Source organism: Paenibacillus sacheonensis, from assembly GCF_009909195.1.
GTDB classification, from domain to species: Bacteria; Bacillota; Bacilli; order Paenibacillales; family Paenibacillaceae; genus Paenibacillus_Z; species Paenibacillus_Z sacheonensis.
The window spans coordinates 1-17790 of sequence record NZ_JAAAMU010000004.1; the positions used below are offsets into that span (position 1 = coordinate 1).

General features: G+C 55.7%; 19 protein-coding genes. 12 read left to right on the forward strand and 7 right to left on the reverse strand.

Annotation, left to right across the window (positions count from 1 at the left end; all coding sequences use genetic code 11):
* Positions 1–90: 90 nt before the first annotated feature.
* The gene (locus GT003_RS07895) at positions 91–1059 is read right to left on the reverse strand and encodes a helix-turn-helix transcriptional regulator (RefSeq protein ID WP_161696243.1); all 969 of its coding nucleotides are present in this window, start codon (positions 1057–1059) and stop codon (positions 91–93) included.
* A 36-nt stretch (positions 1060–1095) separates the two neighbouring features.
* Positions 1096–2088 (reverse strand): Gfo/Idh/MocA family protein, encoded by a 993-nt coding sequence (locus GT003_RS07900; RefSeq protein WP_161696245.1) that lies wholly within the window; start codon positions 2086–2088, stop codon positions 1096–1098.
* A 280-nt stretch (positions 2089–2368) separates the two neighbouring features.
* Here GT003_RS07900 and yidD point away from each other — a divergent pair, with 280 nt between their 5' ends.
* The 6 genes from yidD to GT003_RS07930 all read left to right on the forward strand — a co-directional run bounded on the left by yidD (position 2369) and on the right by GT003_RS07930 (position 8510).
* Complete coding sequence (gene yidD, locus GT003_RS07905; RefSeq protein ID WP_161696247.1) at positions 2369–2644, forward strand: membrane protein insertion efficiency factor YidD; 276 nt, start codon at positions 2369–2371, stop codon at positions 2642–2644.
* A 393-nt stretch (positions 2645–3037) separates the two neighbouring features.
* Positions 3038–5065, forward strand: coding sequence for a methionine--tRNA ligase (gene metG / locus GT003_RS07910; protein WP_161696249.1), 2028 nt, complete (start codon positions 3038–3040; stop codon positions 5063–5065).
* Between the two features lie 168 nt (positions 5066–5233).
* A complete protein-coding gene (locus GT003_RS07915; RefSeq protein WP_239565724.1) occupies positions 5234–6130 on the forward strand; it encodes a metal ABC transporter solute-binding protein, Zn/Mn family in 897 nt (298 codons plus the stop codon).
* 31 nt (positions 6131–6161) lie between these two features.
* The gene (locus GT003_RS07920) at positions 6162–6968 is read left to right on the forward strand and encodes a metal ABC transporter ATP-binding protein (protein WP_239565725.1); all 807 of its coding nucleotides are present in this window, start codon (positions 6162–6164) and stop codon (positions 6966–6968) included.
* Between the two features lie 3 nt (positions 6969–6971).
* Complete coding sequence (locus GT003_RS07925; RefSeq protein WP_161696253.1) at positions 6972–7778, forward strand: metal ABC transporter permease; 807 nt, start codon at positions 6972–6974, stop codon at positions 7776–7778.
* Between the two features lie 18 nt (positions 7779–7796).
* The gene (locus tag GT003_RS07930; protein ID WP_161696255.1) at positions 7797–8510 is read left to right on the forward strand and encodes a cytochrome c biogenesis CcdA family protein; all 714 of its coding nucleotides are present in this window, start codon (positions 7797–7799) and stop codon (positions 8508–8510) included.
* Between the two features lie 157 nt (positions 8511–8667).
* Here GT003_RS07930 and splB read toward each other — a convergent pair whose 3' ends face one another.
* Positions 8668–9738 carry a spore photoproduct lyase gene (splB, locus tag GT003_RS07935; RefSeq protein ID WP_161696257.1) on the reverse strand — a complete coding sequence of 357 codons (1071 nt, stop codon included), beginning with the start codon at positions 9736–9738 and terminating at the stop codon, positions 8668–8670.
* Between the two features lie 214 nt (positions 9739–9952).
* Between splB and mntR the strand changes: the two genes are divergently transcribed.
* The gene (mntR, locus tag GT003_RS07940) at positions 9953–10381 is read left to right on the forward strand and encodes a transcriptional regulator MntR (protein WP_161696259.1); all 429 of its coding nucleotides are present in this window, start codon (positions 9953–9955) and stop codon (positions 10379–10381) included.
* 135 nt (positions 10382–10516) lie between these two features.
* On the opposite strand, the gene GT003_RS07945 is transcribed toward mntR, so the two are convergent.
* The gene (locus GT003_RS07945; protein ID WP_239565726.1) at positions 10517–10822 is read right to left on the reverse strand and encodes a hypothetical protein; all 306 of its coding nucleotides are present in this window, start codon (positions 10820–10822) and stop codon (positions 10517–10519) included.
* A gap of 45 nt (positions 10823–10867) precedes the next feature.
* Complete coding sequence (locus GT003_RS07950) at positions 10868–11845, reverse strand: DUF1385 domain-containing protein (RefSeq protein WP_204798882.1); 978 nt, start codon at positions 11843–11845, stop codon at positions 10868–10870.
* A gap of 160 nt (positions 11846–12005) precedes the next feature.
* On the opposite strand from GT003_RS07950, the gene GT003_RS07955 reads away from it, so the two are divergent.
* The 5 genes from GT003_RS07955 to GT003_RS07975 all read left to right on the forward strand — a co-directional run bounded on the left by GT003_RS07955 (position 12006) and on the right by GT003_RS07975 (position 16279).
* The gene (locus GT003_RS07955; protein WP_161696263.1) at positions 12006–12536 is read left to right on the forward strand and encodes a YqhR family membrane protein; all 531 of its coding nucleotides are present in this window, start codon (positions 12006–12008) and stop codon (positions 12534–12536) included.
* An 82-nt stretch (positions 12537–12618) separates the two neighbouring features.
* Complete coding sequence (gene aroQ, locus GT003_RS07960) at positions 12619–13071, forward strand: type II 3-dehydroquinate dehydratase (RefSeq protein WP_161696265.1); 453 nt, start codon at positions 12619–12621, stop codon at positions 13069–13071.
* A 92-nt stretch (positions 13072–13163) separates the two neighbouring features.
* A complete protein-coding gene (locus tag GT003_RS07965) occupies positions 13164–14240 on the forward strand; it encodes a M24 family metallopeptidase (protein ID WP_161696267.1) in 1077 nt (358 codons plus the stop codon).
* A gap of 68 nt (positions 14241–14308) precedes the next feature.
* Entirely contained in the window at positions 14309–14866 is a 558-nt protein-coding gene (gene efp / locus GT003_RS07970; RefSeq protein WP_161696269.1) for an elongation factor P, read from the forward strand.
* Positions 14867–15025: 159 nt separating this feature from the next.
* Complete coding sequence (locus GT003_RS07975; RefSeq protein ID WP_161696271.1) at positions 15026–16279, forward strand: aspartate kinase; 1254 nt, start codon at positions 15026–15028, stop codon at positions 16277–16279.
* Positions 16280–16522: 243 nt separating this feature from the next.
* Here the strand turns inward: GT003_RS07975 and GT003_RS07980 are convergent, their stop codons facing one another.
* Positions 16523–16987 carry a DUF441 domain-containing protein gene (locus GT003_RS07980; RefSeq protein WP_161696273.1) on the reverse strand — a complete coding sequence of 155 codons (465 nt, stop codon included), beginning with the start codon at positions 16985–16987 and terminating at the stop codon, positions 16523–16525.
* Between the two features lie 84 nt (positions 16988–17071).
* Entirely contained in the window at positions 17072–17782 is a 711-nt protein-coding gene (locus GT003_RS07985; RefSeq protein WP_161696275.1) for a 2-phosphosulfolactate phosphatase, read from the reverse strand.
* Positions 17783–17790: the final 8 nt, after the last annotated feature.

The window sequence follows — 17790 nt, forward strand, 5'->3', positions numbered from 1 at the left end:
CGGTCGCATGACCGAGGCCTTCTCTATTTATGTCGATGCGCATGAACGGTAACGCACGGACTCGCGCAGACGAAGTTTGGAGCTCCGTTCCTATACGTGAGCGGGAACAGCTGTACCCAGCTCTTCTTCCGAACCCGCGTGCTTCTTTCGGAATTGCTTCGGCGTCATGCTAAACCGCTTCTTGAATACATAGTACAAATAGTTGCTGCTCGCAAACCCGTGCTCCAGCGCGATCTGCTCGATGGGCCGGCTTCCTTCGACGATGGCCGAGCAGATCTGAGAGAGCCGATAGTTCTCCAGATAAGCGGTGAAGGAGTCCTCGCCCTGCTCGCGGAATACGCGCTGCAGCTGGCGCGCGCTGATCGGAATCCGTTCGGCGACTTCCTGCAGCGTGAGCGGCTGCGCATAGTTGTCGTGGATAAACTGCGTCGCGATCCGGAACCGATGCTCGTTGATATTGCGCGATGGCGGTTCGAAGGTGGCATTCGGCGCAGCGGACATCCTTGCGGCGCGCAGCAAGATCTGAATGATCGCCTGCTTGATCGTCGAGAACGCGCCGGGCTGGCCTTCGTTCCATGCGCGGTAAGCGGTCAGAAACCATGCCATCGCATTGAATTGGTCGATATGCGGCTTAAGCGGCAAATTGTCCAACGCCCGCACGCAAGCTTCCGCTTCGTGACGCTCCCATGGATCGCCCCAATTGCCATCGGCTTCCGTTTCCTTGATCGGCACGATGTCGATGTGGAGGCAGAGCTCGTCCATGGCTTCGCGGGTGTCGGCCTCCTGCTGGTGAATGACGTTCGGACCGGTCAGGTAGAACAGGCCATCGTGGAGCGGGTAAACCGCATCCTCCAGGATAACCGTGCCTTTGCCGCGCGGAATGAAATGGAACTCGTATTCCGAGTGTTTATGGAAGCGGACGATTTTGCCGGGAGAGAAGGAGGTTAAGTGGCAGCGAAGTACGCGAAACCCATAACCGCCCCAGCGGAACTGTATATCGAGCCGGTCGATCGCATCGTTGCGCTCGGCCATTAATGTGTATGCGAACGGCTTTGCCATGTTTAATGCCTCCTTATTCTCCTTGGGCAGTTTCAACTAGTTTTGAAGCTCGGACAAAGCAACGGCGCGCTGCTCGGCATTGGAGATCGTGGCAGCTTCCATCAGCTTCGTCAGATCGATTGCCAATCCAACGTTCTCTTCCGCTTCCGTGCCATTCAGCACATGGCCGACCCATTGGTCGTACGCGGAGATCCGCAGCGCCGGCTGTTCGATCGTTACCCATTCCTTAGCATCCAGCTTGTTGCTGCGAACGCGAACGACATCATCCGGCAGTCCGTACAGCAGCGTGCCTTCCGTGCCGTGGATTTCCACGCAGAACGGGGAATGCGCGTTCACGAAGCCTGCTTCGACGATGCCGATCGCGCCGTTCTCGTAGCGAAGCGTGGCAACCGCATTGTCTTCGACTTCTTTGCCCGTTACGTAACCGAACGCGGCGCTTACGGTTTGCGGCATGCCCAGGAAGAGGCGGGTCAGGTACATCGGATGGCAGCCAAGATCGATCAGCGCGCCACCGCCGCATTGCTCCAGGTTGTAGAAATGCTGCGGCAGCCAGTCGGCCAGCGCGCCGTTATGGGAGAGGCGAACGCGAGCCTGCGTCAGCTCGCCGAGCAAGCCTTGGTTCAGCACTTCTTGTGCCGCAAGCGTATAACGGTCGTTGAGGCGCGGCAGCGATACGGTCAGCTTTACGCCTGCTTCGCGAACGGCGGCTACGATTTCGTTGACTTCGCGCAGCGTAGGCGCGATAACTTTTTCCGTGAAAATATGTTTGCCGGCGCGCGCGGCTTTCACCATGACGTCACGGTGGATATTCGTAGGCGTATCGACGACGACCGCATCGATGTCCGTACGGGCGAGCAGCTCGTCCAAATCGGCGATGAACGATACGCCGAGCTTAGCGGCGGCTTCTTGGCCGCGAGCCGGAAGCTCGTCCCATACGGCGACGATCTCGGAGTTCGGGTTTTCTTGCACTTGTTTGGTGTAGTCCCAGGCATGAACATGCCAATAGCTGAGCATTGCAACGCGGATCATAGTATGATTCCTCCTAATAGTGGGTAGATTGCTTCGATATCTACATTCATGGCGCATCATTAGAGTTTTACATGCTCTAATTATGCGACACTTGTATACGGTAACACAAATAAAATCGCTCTATAATATGTTTCCATGCCAATAAACATGCAAAATTACGACAAAGCGGTTGTCGCTATTTTGAAAGCCGCTTGAAAATTGACGCGGACGTTCAATTGCGTCATGATAGAGAGCAAATACTTCATGCGAGAAGCCGATTCCGGCAGAGAGGAGAACCGACATGCGTACGGTTATCAAAGCGCCTATTCACGCCTATCGACGTTATATATCGCCGCTCAAACCGCCGACATGCCGGTTCTACCCGAGCTGCTCCGCCTATGCGCTTGAAGCCATCGACAAGCATGGACCGCTTCGCGGCAGCTGGCTGGCGATCCGGCGGATTAGCCGCTGCCATCCGTTTCATCCCGGCGGAATCGACTTCGTTCCGCCTACGCGCGAAGAGCTGGCGAACCAGGCGAATGGCGCCCTTGACAGCGCATCGAAGGATTCGGTATAGTTTCAGCAAGAGCTTACTTATTAATATCATGGTTCGATGAACGGATAAGTACAGGAGCGATGACCTTACCAGAGAGCCGGGGCAGCTGGAAACCGGCAAGGAACAGCTTGTGGAAAATGGTCCCGGAGATCCGCTTCCGAGCAGCAGCAGAGGCTGCGGCAAGGCTGCGGCGATTGACCTCGTTACCGGTCGACTGCTCATCCCGATAAGGGTGAGCCGAATGAAGCTTTCTTCCGGAGCGGCGGACGAGTTCGCGCGCAGCGCTTGACGGAGAGAGGAATTTGGGTGGTACCACGTGAGCGGCAAGCTCTCGTCCCATAGCGGACGGGGGCTTTTTTTGTTGTCCGAACGTTCTGGAGACTTGCCAAGACACAGGAAAGAGGAGTGTTTTCGATGAGCGAAACGAATGAAACCAAACCTGCGTTTTACATTACGACGCCGATTTACTATCCGAGCGACAAGCTTCACATCGGTCATGCGTATACGACGGTGGCGGGCGATGCCATGGCTCGCTATAAGCGGCTGCGCGGCTACGACGTTTGGTACCTGACGGGAACCGACGAGCACGGACAGAAGATCGAGCGCAAGGCGGCGGAGAAGGGCAAGACGCCGCAGCAATTCGTCGACGACATCGTCGTCCTGATCAAGGATCTGTGGAAGAAGCTCGACATTTCCAACGACGATTTCATCCGGACGACGCAGGAGCGCCATAAGGTAGTCGTCGAGGCGATCTTCGATCAGCTCCTTCAGCAGGGCGACATTTATAAGGGCAACTACGAAGGCTGGTACTGTACGCCTTGCGAGTCGTTCTTCCTGGAGCGCCAGCTGGTGGACGGCAATTGCCCGGATTGCGGACGCCCCGTGGAGCTTGTAAAGGAAGAGAGCTATTTCTTCCGGATGAGCAAATACGCCGATCGTCTGCTGCAGTTCTACGAAGAGAATCCGGAGTTTATCCAGCCGGAGTCGCGCAAGAACGAGATGATCAACAACTTCATTAAGCCGGGTCTCGAAGATTTGGCGGTCTCCCGCACGACGTTCGATTGGGGCATCAAGGTGAAGGGCGATCCGAAGCATGTCGTGTACGTGTGGATCGATGCCTTGTCGAACTATATCACGGCGCTCGGTTACGGCTCGGACGACAGCGGCCGCTTCGACAAGTTCTGGCCTGCGGACGTTCATCTCGTAGGCAAGGAGATCGTTCGTTTCCATACGATTTATTGGCCGATCATGCTGATGGCGCTCGGTCTGCCGCTGCCGAAGAAGGTATTCGCGCACGGCTGGCTGCTGATGAAGGACGGCAAGATGTCCAAGTCCAAAGGCAATGTCGTGGACCCGGTAACGTTGATCGACCGGTACGGCCTGGATGCGCTTCGGTACTACCTGCTTCGCGAGGTGCCGTTCGGTGCGGACGGCACGTTCACGCCGGAGAACTTCGTCGAGCGGATCAACTTCGATCTGGCCAACGACCTCGGCAATCTGCTGAACCGGACCGTCGCGATGATCGACAAGTACTTCGCCGGCGAAATCCCGGGTTACGACGGTCCCGTAACCGCGTTCGACGAGAAGCTGTCCTCGCTCGCCCAAAGCACGTCGGAGCTCGTGGAATCGGCAATGGAGCGGATGGAGTTCTCCGTCGCGCTTACGGCGATCTGGCAGCTGGTCAGCCGGACGAACAAATACATCGACGAAACGCAGCCGTGGACGCTTGCCAAGAACGAAGAGAAGCGGGGCGAGCTCGCATCCGTCATGCATCATCTGGCGGAGTCGCTGCGCATCATCTCGATCCTGCTTCAGCCGTTCCTGACCAACGCGCCGCTCAAGATCCGCGCGCAGCTGGGCCTTTCGGAAGGCGAACTGACCGCATGGGAGAGCACGAAGCGCTTCGGACAGCTGCCGGGCGGCACGCGCGTCGCGAAGGGCGAGCCGATCTTCCCGCGTCTCGACGTCGCGGAAGAGACGGCGTTCATCGCCGTATCCATGAACGGCGGAGCGGCTCCGGCCGAGGCCGAAGCGGTTCAATCGGATCCAGCGCTGCAAGGAGCGGAAGCCGCTTCAGCTGCTGTCGCGCCTGAGGATGCAAAGCCTGCGGATGCCAAAGAGGAGATCGGCATTGACGAATTCGGCAAGGTGGAGCTTCGGGTAGCGCAGGTAATTGCCGCCGAGCCGATCCCGAAAGCCGATAAACTGCTGAAGCTGCAGCTGGATATGGGCTTCGAGCAGCGCCAGGTCGTATCCGGCATCGCCAAATTTTACAAGCCGGAGGAACTGGTCGGACGCAAAGTCATCTGCGTCGTGAACCTCAAGCCGGTTAAGCTGCGCGGCGAACTGTCGCAAGGGATGATTCTCGCGGCTTCCCACGGCGACCAGCTGACGCTTGCAACCGTGCCGGAAGACATGCCGAACGGCGCAATTGTGAAATAAGCATGAACCTTGACCGCCGGAGCGCGCAGCTCCGGCGGTTGTTTGTTGACAGTGCCTATACCCCTCTATATAATCATAATAGTAATGTTTACGATTATGTAGGATGATAGAATTGAGGGTGCGCGCATGTTTCGAGCAGCAAAATTTCGTATGCCAGCCGGTATGTTCATGGCTGTAATCTTGATTGCAATCACCGCGGGATGCGGCTCTTCAAGCCAGAGCAAGCTGGTCGAAGGGAAGATGAACGTGGTGACGAGCTTTTATCCGCTCTATTTCCTGGCTCAGCAAATCGGCGGTCCGGACGCGAATGTCATCAACATGATTCCCGCGGGCGTCGAGCCGCATGACTGGAGCCCGAAGAGCCGCGATCTGGATACGGCTTCGAAAGCGCAGTTGTTTCTATATAATGGCGCAGGTTTGGAAGCCTGGGTAGACGACTTCTTGGAAGGCTTGCCGGGCGACTCCAAGCTGACGACGGTGGAAGTAAGCCAAGGCATTACGAAACTAGCCGGAAATCCCGAGGACAAAAGTCCGGACAAAAATCATGTCGACCCCCATACATGGGTGAGTCCCAAGTCGATGCAAGTGATGGCCGGCACGGTCCTCCATTATTACGTGGCGGCCGATCCGGTCCACAAGGCAGCTTACGAGGCGAATTTCCATCTACTCGAAGGGAAGCTGTCCGCGCTCGACAAGGCATACACGGACGCGTTATCCGGCGTCACGCGCAAAGACATCGTCACGTCCCACCAGGCCTTCGGGTATTTGGCCCGTGATTACGGGCTGAAGCAAGTGGCTATAATGGGGTTGTCGCCCGATGCGGAACCGAAGGCGCAGGATTTGCTGCGCATCACGAAGTTCGTGAAGGCGAACGGAATCAAAACCATCTTCTTCGAAGAGCTGGTGTCCGACGAAATCGCCAAGACGCTTGCCAACGAGGCCAAAGTCAGCACGATGGTGCTGAACCCGCTTGAAGGCTTGACTCCCGAGCAGGAGTCCAAAGGGGAAGATTATTTCTCCTTAATGAAAGCGAATTTGAAAAATCTCGTGCAGGCTCTGCAATGATAGAGGCTTGCATTGCCCGGGAGGGAAGTTTATGTTAGCGGAGAAACAGATGCAGAGATCGGAGTCTTTCTGCCATGCGCCGATCATCGAGCTGGACGGCGTGTCATTCGCTTACGAGAATCGGCCCGTTATCGATTGCGTTTCCTTTGCCGTGCAGGAGCGCGACTTCGTCGGTTTGATCGGTTCGAACGGCGCGGGCAAGACGACGATGCTGCGCATGATCGTCGGGCTGCTCAAACCAACGAGCGGATCCATCAAGCTGTTCGGCCAGTCCATCGGGCAATTTCGCGATTGGGACAGAATCGGCTACGTGCCGCAGAAGAACTCCTTTAACCCGTTGTTTCCGGCAACGGTTCGGGAGGTCGTGCTGTCCGGCTTGTATAACCGCAACAAGCTGTTCAAACGCGTATCCAAAGCGGATGCGGTCAAATGCGAAGAAGCGCTGCATGCCATGAAGATCGAGGATTTGGCCGACAAACGGATCGGTCAGCTGTCAGGGGGGCAGCAGCAGCGGGCTTTTCTAGCGCGAGCACTCATTAATAATCCCGCGCTGCTTATCTTGGACGAGCCGACGGTCGGCATCGACGCGGAGACGCAGGAAGGGTTCTTCCATCTCATCAAGCATATGCATCAGCACCATAACATCACGTTCCTGATGGTATCGCATGACATGGAGATGATCCGTTCTTACTTGGGCCGCGAGCCGAAGCAGCAAGCAGGCAAGATCAATTTGTACGTGAAGCATTCCCACGATCTGGAGGATTGTGTGGAGACGAATCTGACGCACAGCCTTCGCGAGCTGCGTCATGCCATGGAGAGCGGGAAAGTAGGCGTATAGCGGTTGGATATTTTACAATTGGAATTTTTTCAACGGGCATTGATCGGAGGCGTGCTGATCGGCATAACGGCGCCTCTGATGGGACTGTTTCTCGTGCTGCGCAGGCTGTCCATGATCGGGGACACGCTCGCGCACGTGTCCATCGCCGGGGTGGCCCTCGGGTTTCTGATCGGGGTCTATCCGGTCGTGGTCGGACTCGTGTTCGCGATCGCCGCGACGTTCGCGATCGAGAAGCTGCGCAAGGCCTATAAGACGTACGCCGAGCTGTCTATCGCGATTATCATGTCCGGCGGGGTGGCACTGGCATCGCTGCTGTTTACGATGGGGAAGGGCTTCAACGTCAGCGTGAGCGGCTACCTGTTCGGGAGTATTTATACGCTGGATTCCATTGACTTGATTCTCATCGGCAGCGTGACCGTCGTCGTGCTGCTTGCCGTCGGCTTGCATGCCAAAGAGCTGTTCCTGCTCACCTTCGACGAGGATGCGGCTGCGGTCAGCGGCTTGCCAACGCGATATTTTAATTTTATGATCAGCATACTGACGGCGCTTGTAATCAGCGTCTCCATCAAAATCGTCGGCGCGCTGCTCGTATCGGCGTTGCTGACGATACCGGCGGCCTGCAGCCTTGCGATTGCGCGGAGCTTCCGTCAGTCCGTCGTAACCGTCGTCGTGATTGCGGAATTGGCTGTCGTCATCGGCTTGATCACCGCAGGCATCTGGAATCTGGCGCCGGGCGGGACCATCGTTATGCTGCTGATCGTTATTTTACTGCTTCTGCTTTCGCTCAGAAGAACCGGCAGAAGCAGCTAGAAGTGGAGGGATTCATGCATGTCTGACGTAACGGTTTGGGCAGCGTTCGGGGCTGGTATCGCTTCGTTTATATCGCCTTGCTGCCTGCCGCTTTATCCGTCGTATTTATCTTACATAACCGGCGTATCGGTAGCGGATTTGAAGAGCGAGCATCCCGGCAGGGAAATACGGATCCGCACCATGACCCACACGTTGTTCTTCATTCTCGGTTTCTCGATCGTCTATTACACGCTTGGCTACGGCACGAACGCGTTCGCGGAGCAATTCTCGAAATACCAGGATCTGATCCGGCAGCTGTCCGCGGTCCTGATCATTCTCATGGGGCTCATCCTTATGGGCTTGATTCAGCCCAAAGTGCTGTTAAGGGAAATGAAAATGCCCCTGCGGCTCAAAAAGTCAGGGTATCTGGCATCGTTTATTTTCGGTATCGGCTTCTCAGCAGGGTGGTCGCCTTGCACGGGACCGATCCTGGCAAGCATTCTCTTGATGGCAGCCTCGCATCCGGGTACCTGGTTCGAGCTGACGACCGCGTATGCGCTTGGATTCGCCATACCATTCTTCGTGCTTGCGTTCTTCATCGGCTCGACTCGCTGGATCGTGCGTTATTCCGGCATCATGATGAAAATCGGCGGAGCGGTCATGCTGCTCATGGGCATCCTGCTGTTCACGGACCAAATGACGAAGATCACGATCTGGTTGAATTCGATTACGCCTGAATTTATGAAGTTCTAAGTTCGTATGGTTGTGACCGGAGGTCGGCAAGGAGTCGGAAAAGCTTCAGCGGTCGCCTTTGTAGTCTGATTTCTACATCTACTTGCTTAGATAATCAAAGAAATCAGAACTACAACAGCGATTGGAGACCCTTACCGGCCGCAGGTCATGAACCTAACTACGTGAAGTATTCAATCTTCGCATCTTCAAAATGTTCAAAGATGCGCTCCGAGATGAACATCCGGAGCGCTTGCGCCTGCTCGTCGGGGTAAACGTATTTGCCCTGACCCCAGCGGCCCCATTTGTACTTGCGCTGCTCGATATCCATCTCGAGCTTCGTGCGGGGGTAGCGCTTCTCGATGACGTTCTTGGCGGTCTTCGTGAAGCGGTGCTGGATAAGCTCGAACGTCAGATTGCGCGATGCGTCCTTCGGGAGCGCGGCTGCCAGCGACGACAATAATTCGGCATAGCCGTCCTGCCAACCTTCATGCCATATGATCGGGGCAATGATGAAGCCGAGCGGATAGCCGGCGCGCGCGATCTTGGCAGCGGCCTCGATGCGTTCCTCGAACGGAGAAGTGGCCGGCTCGAAATTTTTGATCACGTATTTGGCGTTGACGCTGAACCGAATGCGCGTATGCCCGTTATGCTTGATATCGAGCAGAGAGTCGACGTAATGGAATTTGGTCACGAAGCGAAGCCGGCCGTATTCCTGGTCCGCCATGAACGTAATGAGCTCCTTCAAGCTGCCCGTAATGGGCTCGAGTCCGACGGGGTCGGATGTACAAGCGGCCTCAAAGCGGGTGATTTCGGGAATTCGCTCGTCGATATACCCTTTGGCGGCGCCTAGAATGTCGTCCATATTCACGTAGACGCGGATATACGGTTTCGCGCCGAGCGTCGTTTGCAGGTAACAATAATGGCAGTGGCCCATGCAGCCGGTGGCGATCGGTATTGCGTATTCCGCGGACGGTTTGGACGTGTCGAATTTCAACGTTTTGCGAATGCCGACGACGAGCGTGCGCTTCGCGATTTTGTATTGTTCGAGCTCCGTTTCGCCGGGCAGGTTCATGATACGGTTATGGGAAGTCGTCATCCGGTACGGGATGTTCAAGGATTTGACCCAGTCCATAATTTGACGGCCTTTCGGGTAATCCAGCGATGCCGGTTCGAAATAAACAAGCTCGGGGATGAACGAATCATGCACCTTTCTTTTCGGTTTGGGACGATCCTGCGTCGTAGTGCTCATGCCTGTCGGGCCTCCTTGGCTGATAACGGACTTGCCGTTAGTTTGAGAACGGAAGCCCTTCCGCAAACATGGAAAGTTAAGTGTGCACCGCGGTTGCGGCTGAGGGGCGGGCGGTGTATGATACTAAGAGTAAGCGCGGGGGCTAGGACGCCTGGGGCCTGCTGCGCACAATAGTCCGTACCTTACGGGATGCTGGTGAAATGGAGGTTGTACGATGCCGACTCCAAGTATGGAGGATTATTTGGAACGCATTTATAAATTAATCGACGAGAAGGGCTATGCCCGCGTCTCTGATATTGCGGAAGGACTTGAAGTGCATCCTTCTTCCGTAACGAAGATGATTCAGAAGCTTGATAAAGACCAGTATTTGATTTATGAGAAGTACCGGGGTCTGGTGCTGACGAATAAAGGGAAGAAAATGGGCAAGCGCCTCATGGATCGCCATGAGCTGCTGGAATCGTTCCTGACCGTGATCGGCGTGCAGGAGGAGAACATTTACAAGGATGTCGAAGGAATCGAGCACCATCTAAGCTGGGATTCCATTACGTGCATCGAGACGCTGGTGGAGTATTTCCGCCGGGATCCGGAGAGGCTCGAAGCCTTCAGGACTGTCCATGCCGATTTAAATACCGAAGAGACCTAAGGGTTGCTGGCGTTTCCGTTGAAATGCTGAACAAGGGGTACATACAGAGAAGGGGCTTTCCAAGCGAGCATGGCGACCATGCGCTGGGAAAGCCCCTTCTTGCATTGGCCGTTTTGCCGGCCGGCATACAATCCATTAATGATATTTTGGTAAGTCGTCGTCGTCTTTGCCGCCTTCGATGACGCGGAAAGGTGAGTTTTTGCGCGTCTTGCCGCGGTTGGACGGCTGCGAATCTTTGCGCGTATTCGACGCTTTGTACCGAGGCTGCCTCGTTCTTGACCGTGCGGCCGCACCCGGCGGGAACTTGTAGAGCAAGTAAATGACGCCGAAGACGCCGACGGGAATGAGAAGCTGATAGGGATTGCTGATCGTTTGCGAAACAAGTCCAATGACGACGAGCACCAGGATGATGATGGTTGGCAGACTCATTTTACGAGGCATGGCGCACTCACCCTTTCCCGAATCCTGAATGTAATGACCATTGCGTTACGATTGTACGCCTTGACGGTCCAGCTCCAGCACGCGATTAAACGAGGCGATGGAGACGGCGACCTGATCGTCCGTCGGTTCTTTCGTAGTCAGCTTCTGGAGCCACAAGCCCGGATAACCGAGGAAACGAAGGACCGGCAGCTCGCGCATTGAGTTCGTGAGACGAAGCGCCTCGTAAGAGAAGCCGAGCACGACCGGGAGCAGGAGGACGCGCAGGTAAACTCTCTCCCACAGGGAGTCCCAATGGAAGAAGGAATACACGACGATGCCCACGAGCACGGAGAATACGATGAAGCTGCTGCCGCAGCGATAATGAAGACGGGTAAAGCGTTGAACGTTGGAGACGGTCAATTCCGCGCCGGCCTCATACGCGCTGATGACTTTATGCTCCGCGCCGTGATATTGGAAGAGGCGCTTGATCAGCGGCGTCAGCGAGATGATATACAGGTAGGAGAGCAGGAACAAGATCTTGATCGCACCCTCGAGTAGGTTGTGTACTATTATATTCTTGAACGCATGTCCAAAGATCAATTGTTCGATTAATGCGGGTACGACGGTGAAAACAAGTTTCCCGGCGATGAACGAGATGATGCCCGCAACGGCTACGCCGACGATCATGCTGAGGCTCCAGCCTTTTTTCTCCTCGGTCTTGGCGGCTGCACTCTCGTCCTTGCCTTCTTCGAGCTCGTCCTCCGCATACGATTCCATCGAAAAGTTCAAATGCTGGGAGCCTTTCGCGCTCGATTCGAGTATGGCGACGACGCCGCGCACGAGCGGGATTTTTTTAAGCTTTTGAATCCATGGCGTCGTTTTGCGAGGAACTTCGTAAAACTTGATTTCGTTATTTTTGCGGCGTACGGCAGTAACGTTCGCGTTGCGGCCGGCAAACATGACGCCCTCAATGACGGCTTGTCCGCCGTAAATATTTTGCGTGCTTTGCGACAAGGGCGAATCACCATCCTTCAATATTGGCATCAGTATAGATTCTCTATGAACGATCTCTATCCTATTGTACTTGATTATACAAGACATTGCGAGCGGGATCCTTTCTCAGATCCGGCTGGCGTTGATTTGGGGATTCGACCTTTGTGCATACTAAACGAAGGATAGAGAGGTCAATGAACGTAACGGAGGAATGACGGTGCGCAAAACATTAAAAGACCGCAAACGCAAGGAAAACCGCACGGAATATAACGGAACGACCAATACGAATCCGTTCTGGTACTGCCTGCAGCTGGGTTTCTTTGCCGGCTTGATTTGGGGGGTGATGCGCTGGCTCCTGTACTTGATCCATTTCACGAAAGTGCTCCCGGGCTTTATGGCGGATCCGTTCTTCCGGCAGTCGTTCCTGAAGACGGCATGGGGACATTTGCTGGGACTCGCTTTCTTCATCGTATTCTCGATTATCGCGGCCTTATTGTACAAGGCCGTGCTCGGCAGGTTCAGGGGACCGTGGGCGGGGTTGTTCTATGGCCTGTTCTGGTGGATCATCCTGTTCGTGATGGCAGGACCGGCGATGGGCCTGTTCGAACCGGTCACCAAGATCGGTTACGATACGAATTTTACCGAATGCGCGTTGTTTCTTGTATGGGGCCTGTTTATCGGATACACGATTGCCTTCGAATATACCGATGAAGCGTCCCGGGAACCGATCGGCGCGCACTAGGAGCGGAGGCTCCCCGGCACTTCTCAAAGCATAGGTCTTTGTGGTAGAATGGCTAATGATCTATGCGCCGGGAGGATTCTCCATGACTTCGATACTTGTATTAAACGGACCGAATCTCAACATGCTCGGCATTCGCGAGCCAGGCGTTTATGGCTCGATGTCGCTGGAAGCGATTGAGTCGCTGCTCAAGAAGACGGCGGATGAGTTAGGGGTCCGCATTTCCTTCTTTCAATCCAATCATGAAGGTGCTCTGATCGACCGGATTCATGAGGCCTACGGGAAAGAAGACGGCATCGTCATCAATCCAGGGGCATTTACGCACTACAGCTATGCCCTGCGCGATGCGTTCAGCACCGTAGGTTTGCCTGTCATCGAAGTGCACATCTCGAACATTCATAAGCGGGAAGCGTTCCGCCATGTTTCCGTCATTGCACCGGTGGCCCTCGGCCAAATCGCCGGGTTCGGCGCGCAAAGCTACGTGCTTGGCTTAACCGCGCTCGCGCAGCATTTGAAAGATAACGAACCGAACGGCTGACGCCGTGCGAAGGCTGCATGATCCTTCGCCATGACCGGCGATGGATTATGCGGCCCGAACCTTGTTAGCCGTCTTAAGGAAAGGGTGAGTGTATGACGACTACACGTATTGCGGGATTACGGGAGAAGCTGCAGCAGATCGGCGTCGACGCGTTTCTGGTCACCAATGCCGTGAACCGCAGGTACATAAGCGCTTTTACCGGTTCGTCCGGCGTTCTGCTCGTCTCGCAGAAGGACAGCTGGTTGTTGACCGATTTCCGCTATATGACGCAGGCTCCCGAGCAGGCGGTCGATTTCGCCGTCGTGCAGCATGCGCCGAAGTGGATCGACACCGTCAAAGAACTAGCCGTTTCCGCAGGCATCAAGAGGCTGGCCTTCGAGCAGGATACCGTCGTGTTCAGCGAGTATACCGCATGGAAGTCGACGCTTGGAGATGCGGTCGAGTTAGTGCCCGTTTCCGGCGTGATCGAAGAGCTGAGGCTGTACAAGGACGAGTCCGAGCTGGCGATCATGCGGGATGCCTGCAAGCTGGCGGACGATACGTTCCAGCACATGCTCACCTTCATCAAGCCTGGCCTTCGCGAACGCGAAGTCGCGCTGGAGATGGAAATGTTCATGCGAAGCAGGGGAGCGACCTCGTCGTCGTTCGACACGATCGTCGCTTCAGGCGAACGATCCGCGCTTCCGCACGGCGTCGCAAGCGAACGGGTCATCGGCAGCAACGAATTCGTGAAGCTTGATTTCGGTGCGTATTACAATGGGTACTGCTCGGATTTGACGCGTACCGTCGTCGTCGGCAAACCGACCGACCGCCACCGCCAAATTTACGAAATCGTTCTGGAAGCGCAGCTTGCTGCGCTGGCGGGCATCAAACCCGGCATGACGGGCAAGGAAGCCGACGCGCTCGCGCGCGACATTATCACGAAGCATGGCTTTGGCGATAAATTCGGCCACGGAACCGGACATGGCCTCGGCATGGAAATCCATGAAGCCCCGCGGCTCTCGATCGGCGGCACGACCGTCCTGGAGCCGGGCATGACCGTTACGGTCGAGCCGGGCATCTATCTGCCGGGCTTCGGCGGCGTTCGAATCGAGGACGACATCGTCATAACGGCAACCGGCAACTCGTTGTTAACCTCATCTCCGAAGACCTTATTCATTTTGGAATGAGTGAAACTTATAAAATCTCGCCCGCGATGCGTTGAAGCTTAGGGCAACTACTTTAGGAGGAATCTGCAGTGATTTCAGTAAATGATTTTAAAACAGGCGTTACCGTCGAAGTAGACGGCGATATCTTCACCGTCATCGATTTTCAACACGTTAAACCGGGCAAAGGCGCGGCATTCGTGCGTTCCAAGCTTAAAAACCTTCGCAACGGCAACACGGTCGAAAGAACGTTCCGTGCCGGCGAGAACATCGGCAAAGCGAACATCGAGAACCGCGCGGTTCAATACCTGTACAATTCCGGTTCGGAATATTCCTTCATGGATAACGAGACGTACGATCAATTCACGCTCGAGAAGAAACAACTGGAGTGGGAGATCAACTTCCTGAAAGAAAACATGACGGTAAACATCTCCAGCTACAACACCGAAATCCTCGGCATCCAACTGCCGAACAGCGTGGATCTGAAAGTAACGGAAACCGAGCCGGGCGTAAAAGGCAACACGGCGCAAGGCGCGACGAAGAACGCAACGCTCGAGACGGGCCTGAACGTTCAAGTGCCGCTGTTCATCAACGAAGGCGACGTGCTTCTGATCGATACGCGCGACGGACATTACATCTCCCGCGCATAGTCTCGGCCATGTGCAAGCACCCAAAAAACCGCTCGGCGACTAGCGCCGGGCGGTTTTTGTCGTATTCAAAACATGGCGTGTATGCTATAATCTTGTTTTGATGAAACATTACAACCTAAGACTTTTACACTAGAACTTTCGTTGGGGAGTGGATGAGCGGTGTCGTTGATAGTAATGAAGTTCGGCGGCAGTTCCGTGGGCTCGACAGAGCGGATGCAGCGGGTTGCAAGACGAATTGCCGATTATAGAGAGGCCGGCAACGATGTAGTCGTCGTTGTATCGGCCATGGGGGATACGACAGACGAACTAATCGATCAATCCAAGCTTCTTAACGCGAATCCGCCGGCACGCGAGATGGATATGCTGCTGACGGTTGGCGAACAAATATCGGTTGCGCTGTTATCGATGACGATTGATTCGCTCGGCTTCAAAGCCAAGTCGCTCACGGGCTGGCAAGCAGGCATCGAGACGGAAGACGTGCACGGGAAAGCGCGGATAACGGACATTGAGCCGAAACGGATTTTCGAGGCGATCGAAAGCGGTTATGCGGTGATCGTCGCCGGCTTCCAAGGCGCAACGGATGGCGGCGAGATCACGACGCTCGGACGCGGCGGTTCCGATACGACGGCCGTGGCGCTTGCGGCGGCGATCAAAGCCGATGTCTGCGAGATCTATACGGATGTCGACGGCATTTACTCCACCGACCCGCGAATCGTCAAATGCGCGCGCAAGCTGGATGAGATTTCGTACGACGAAATGCTGGAGCTTGCTAACCTGGGCGCTGCGGTGCTTCATCCGCGCGCGGTCGAATACGCGAAGAATTATAACGTAAAGCTCGTAGTCCGTTCCAGCTTTACGCAAAACGAAGGCACGAGTGTAAAGGAGGAAGCGGTCATGGAGCAGGGAATGGTCGTTCGCGGCATCGCATATGACAAAAACGTAGCACGTATCAGTATTTTGGGTGTAGAAGACGTTCCGGGCGTGTTGGCTAACGTATTCGGCGCGCTTGCCTCCAGCGGCATCGACGTGGATATCATCGTTCAGAGCGGAACGATGGAAGGCAAAGCCGATTTTGCCTTCACGGTCTCGTTATCGGATAAAGACAGAGCGATTGCCGTTGTAGAGAGCATCCGCGGCGACGTGCCTTATCGCGAAGTCACTTCGGAAGAGAACCTCGTGAAAGTATCCATCGTGGGAGCGGGCATGGTCAGCAATCCGGGCGTCGCAGCGAAAATGTTCAAAGCGATCTATGACCTGGGCATCAGCATCAAGATGGTGACGACCTCCGAAATTCGCTTGTCCGTGATCATTGCGGCTGAGCCTGCGCAGGCTGTCGTTCGCGCGCTTCACAGCGCATACGGCCTCGATACGGCGGAACAGGCATTCGTCGGCGGTCCGCAGGATCGTCGTTAAGAAGTCGCGCATCGGCGCGACCTTGAACAACGCTATCCCGTTTAATTCAAAGAAGCCTCTCAACCGCAGCCGATGCGTCGAGAGGCTTCTTTTTCTTTATCGTCCTGCTCACTTTGTAGACATAGCCCTGCATTGCTCGCTATGACGTTATAATCTAGCTGGACTTATCGTTGTTCGCTTTCGGCCTTTGGCGGTTGTCGTCCAAGCTCGTACGGCGGGCATGCTGCAGCCGTCAGGGCAGCGCTAGAAGAAGCGGCTGCCGATAAAGCTGAACAGCTTGAACAGGATAGCGGTTATGCCCGCCGCCATAAGCGGCCCGACGGGAATGCCCTTCAGGAAGACGATGCCGAAGATCGAGCCGATCACCAAGCCGACGATCAGCTGCGGATCGAGCTTCAGCATTTCAAGCCCTTTCCCGTTCACGAAGGTGGCGATCGCGCCTCCGGACAAGGCAAGAATGCCCGGCCATGAGGTGACGACGGCGATGATGTCCTTGGAGCCGATCCGCTCGGAAGCGAAGGGGACGAGCACGCTGAACGTTAAGAACAGCAGCCCGAGCTCGAGCCCTCTCCGTTCGATGGTCGGCAGAAACCGCTCCAGATGAATCAGCTTCACGATCAGCAGCACGCAGCCCGCCGTGGAAATAATCGGGGACCGGCCGATTAACCCGATAATGATCAGAATGACAAGTACAACTTCCCCGCTCATGCTTCTTGACTCCTTCAATGGTCGTCACCGCCTCCACGAGAGATGGAGCGTTCGTACTACCATTGTATGGAACAAGCCTCCCCGTTATGTCTGGCAGAGCGAATCGCCCTGCAGCCGCGGAACGATGCTGCTGGTATTGATCCGGCAGCAATGATCCACATCCCGCGCATTGCCGTTCTTAATGAGCTTGCGACCGGTCGTGCTTCCGAGCAGCATGTCGCGCAGCCGCTCGCCGCTGCTTCTATAATAGCCCAGCATTGCCGCTCCGAGATCGTTCATTTCGATGACGGTGGGGCTGATGCGCCGAAGCTCGCTAATGAGTAGACCTGCGCAGAGTCCGTCTTCCAGCGCAAACTCATTGTGGCTTCCCGCGCACAGCAGCACGATGTCCCGGCGCAGCTCGGCAGCGGCGGCCGCGCAGGCGGCAGCGTTGTTGAGCGAACCGGCCAGCACGTAATCCGCGCGCATCGCTTTATGCAGCGCACGGGTGCCGTTCGTGGTCGTCAATACGACGCGCTTGCCGCCAACGGCGGCGGGCGTAAATTCTTCCGGAGAATTGCCCAAATCGAATCCGGGGATTTTGCGGCAGAACCGTTCTCCCGCCAGCACATGCTCGCCGCATTGCAGCGCCCGAGCTTCCAGTACGGTTTCGACAGGCAGAATGCTAGCAGCGCCCGCTTCAAGAGCGGCGACGATCGTGCTGGTCGCCCGAAGCACGTCGATGACGATGACGGTCCGATGGGTGAACCGATCGGCTTGCGCCTCGTTGACGCTGGATATGACTTCGATTTGCATGCGTGTTA

Excerpts from the sequence above, each read along its gene's own strand:
- GT003_RS07895 (WP_161696243.1), bottom strand. The coding sequence starts at position 1,059 with ATGGCAAAGCCGTTCGCATACACATTAATGGCCGAGCGCAACGATGCG.
- GT003_RS07900 (WP_161696245.1), bottom strand. The coding sequence starts at position 2,088 with ATGATCCGCGTTGCAATGCTCAGCTATTGGCATGTTCATGCCTGGGAC.
- yidD (WP_161696247.1), top strand. The coding sequence starts at position 2,369 with ATGCGTACGGTTATCAAAGCGCCTATTCACGCCTATCGACGTTATATA.
- metG (WP_161696249.1), top strand. The coding sequence starts at position 3,038 with ATGAGCGAAACGAATGAAACCAAACCTGCGTTTTACATTACGACGCCG.
- GT003_RS07915 (WP_239565724.1), top strand. The coding sequence starts at position 5,234 with ATGGCTGTAATCTTGATTGCAATCACCGCGGGATGCGGCTCTTCAAGC.
- GT003_RS07920 (WP_239565725.1), top strand. The coding sequence starts at position 6,162 with ATGTTAGCGGAGAAACAGATGCAGAGATCGGAGTCTTTCTGCCATGCG.
- GT003_RS07930 (WP_161696255.1), top strand. The coding sequence starts at position 7,797 with ATGTCTGACGTAACGGTTTGGGCAGCGTTCGGGGCTGGTATCGCTTCG.
- splB (WP_161696257.1), bottom strand. The coding sequence starts at position 9,738 with ATGAGCACTACGACGCAGGATCGTCCCAAACCGAAAAGAAAGGTGCAT.
- mntR (WP_161696259.1), top strand. The coding sequence starts at position 9,953 with ATGCCGACTCCAAGTATGGAGGATTATTTGGAACGCATTTATAAATTA.
- GT003_RS07945 (WP_239565726.1), bottom strand. The coding sequence starts at position 10,822 with ATGCCTCGTAAAATGAGTCTGCCAACCATCATCATCCTGGTGCTCGTC.
- GT003_RS07950 (WP_204798882.1), bottom strand. The coding sequence starts at position 11,845 with ATGCCAATATTGAAGGATGGTGATTCGCCCTTGTCGCAAAGCACGCAA.
- GT003_RS07955 (WP_161696263.1), top strand. The coding sequence starts at position 12,006 with ATGACGGTGCGCAAAACATTAAAAGACCGCAAACGCAAGGAAAACCGC.
- aroQ (WP_161696265.1), top strand. The coding sequence starts at position 12,619 with ATGACTTCGATACTTGTATTAAACGGACCGAATCTCAACATGCTCGGC.
- GT003_RS07965 (WP_161696267.1), top strand. The coding sequence starts at position 13,164 with ATGACGACTACACGTATTGCGGGATTACGGGAGAAGCTGCAGCAGATC.
- GT003_RS07980 (WP_161696273.1), bottom strand. The coding sequence starts at position 16,987 with ATGAGCGGGGAAGTTGTACTTGTCATTCTGATCATTATCGGGTTAATC.
- GT003_RS07985 (WP_161696275.1), bottom strand. The coding sequence starts at position 17,782 with ATGCAAATCGAAGTCATATCCAGCGTCAACGAGGCGCAAGCCGATCGG.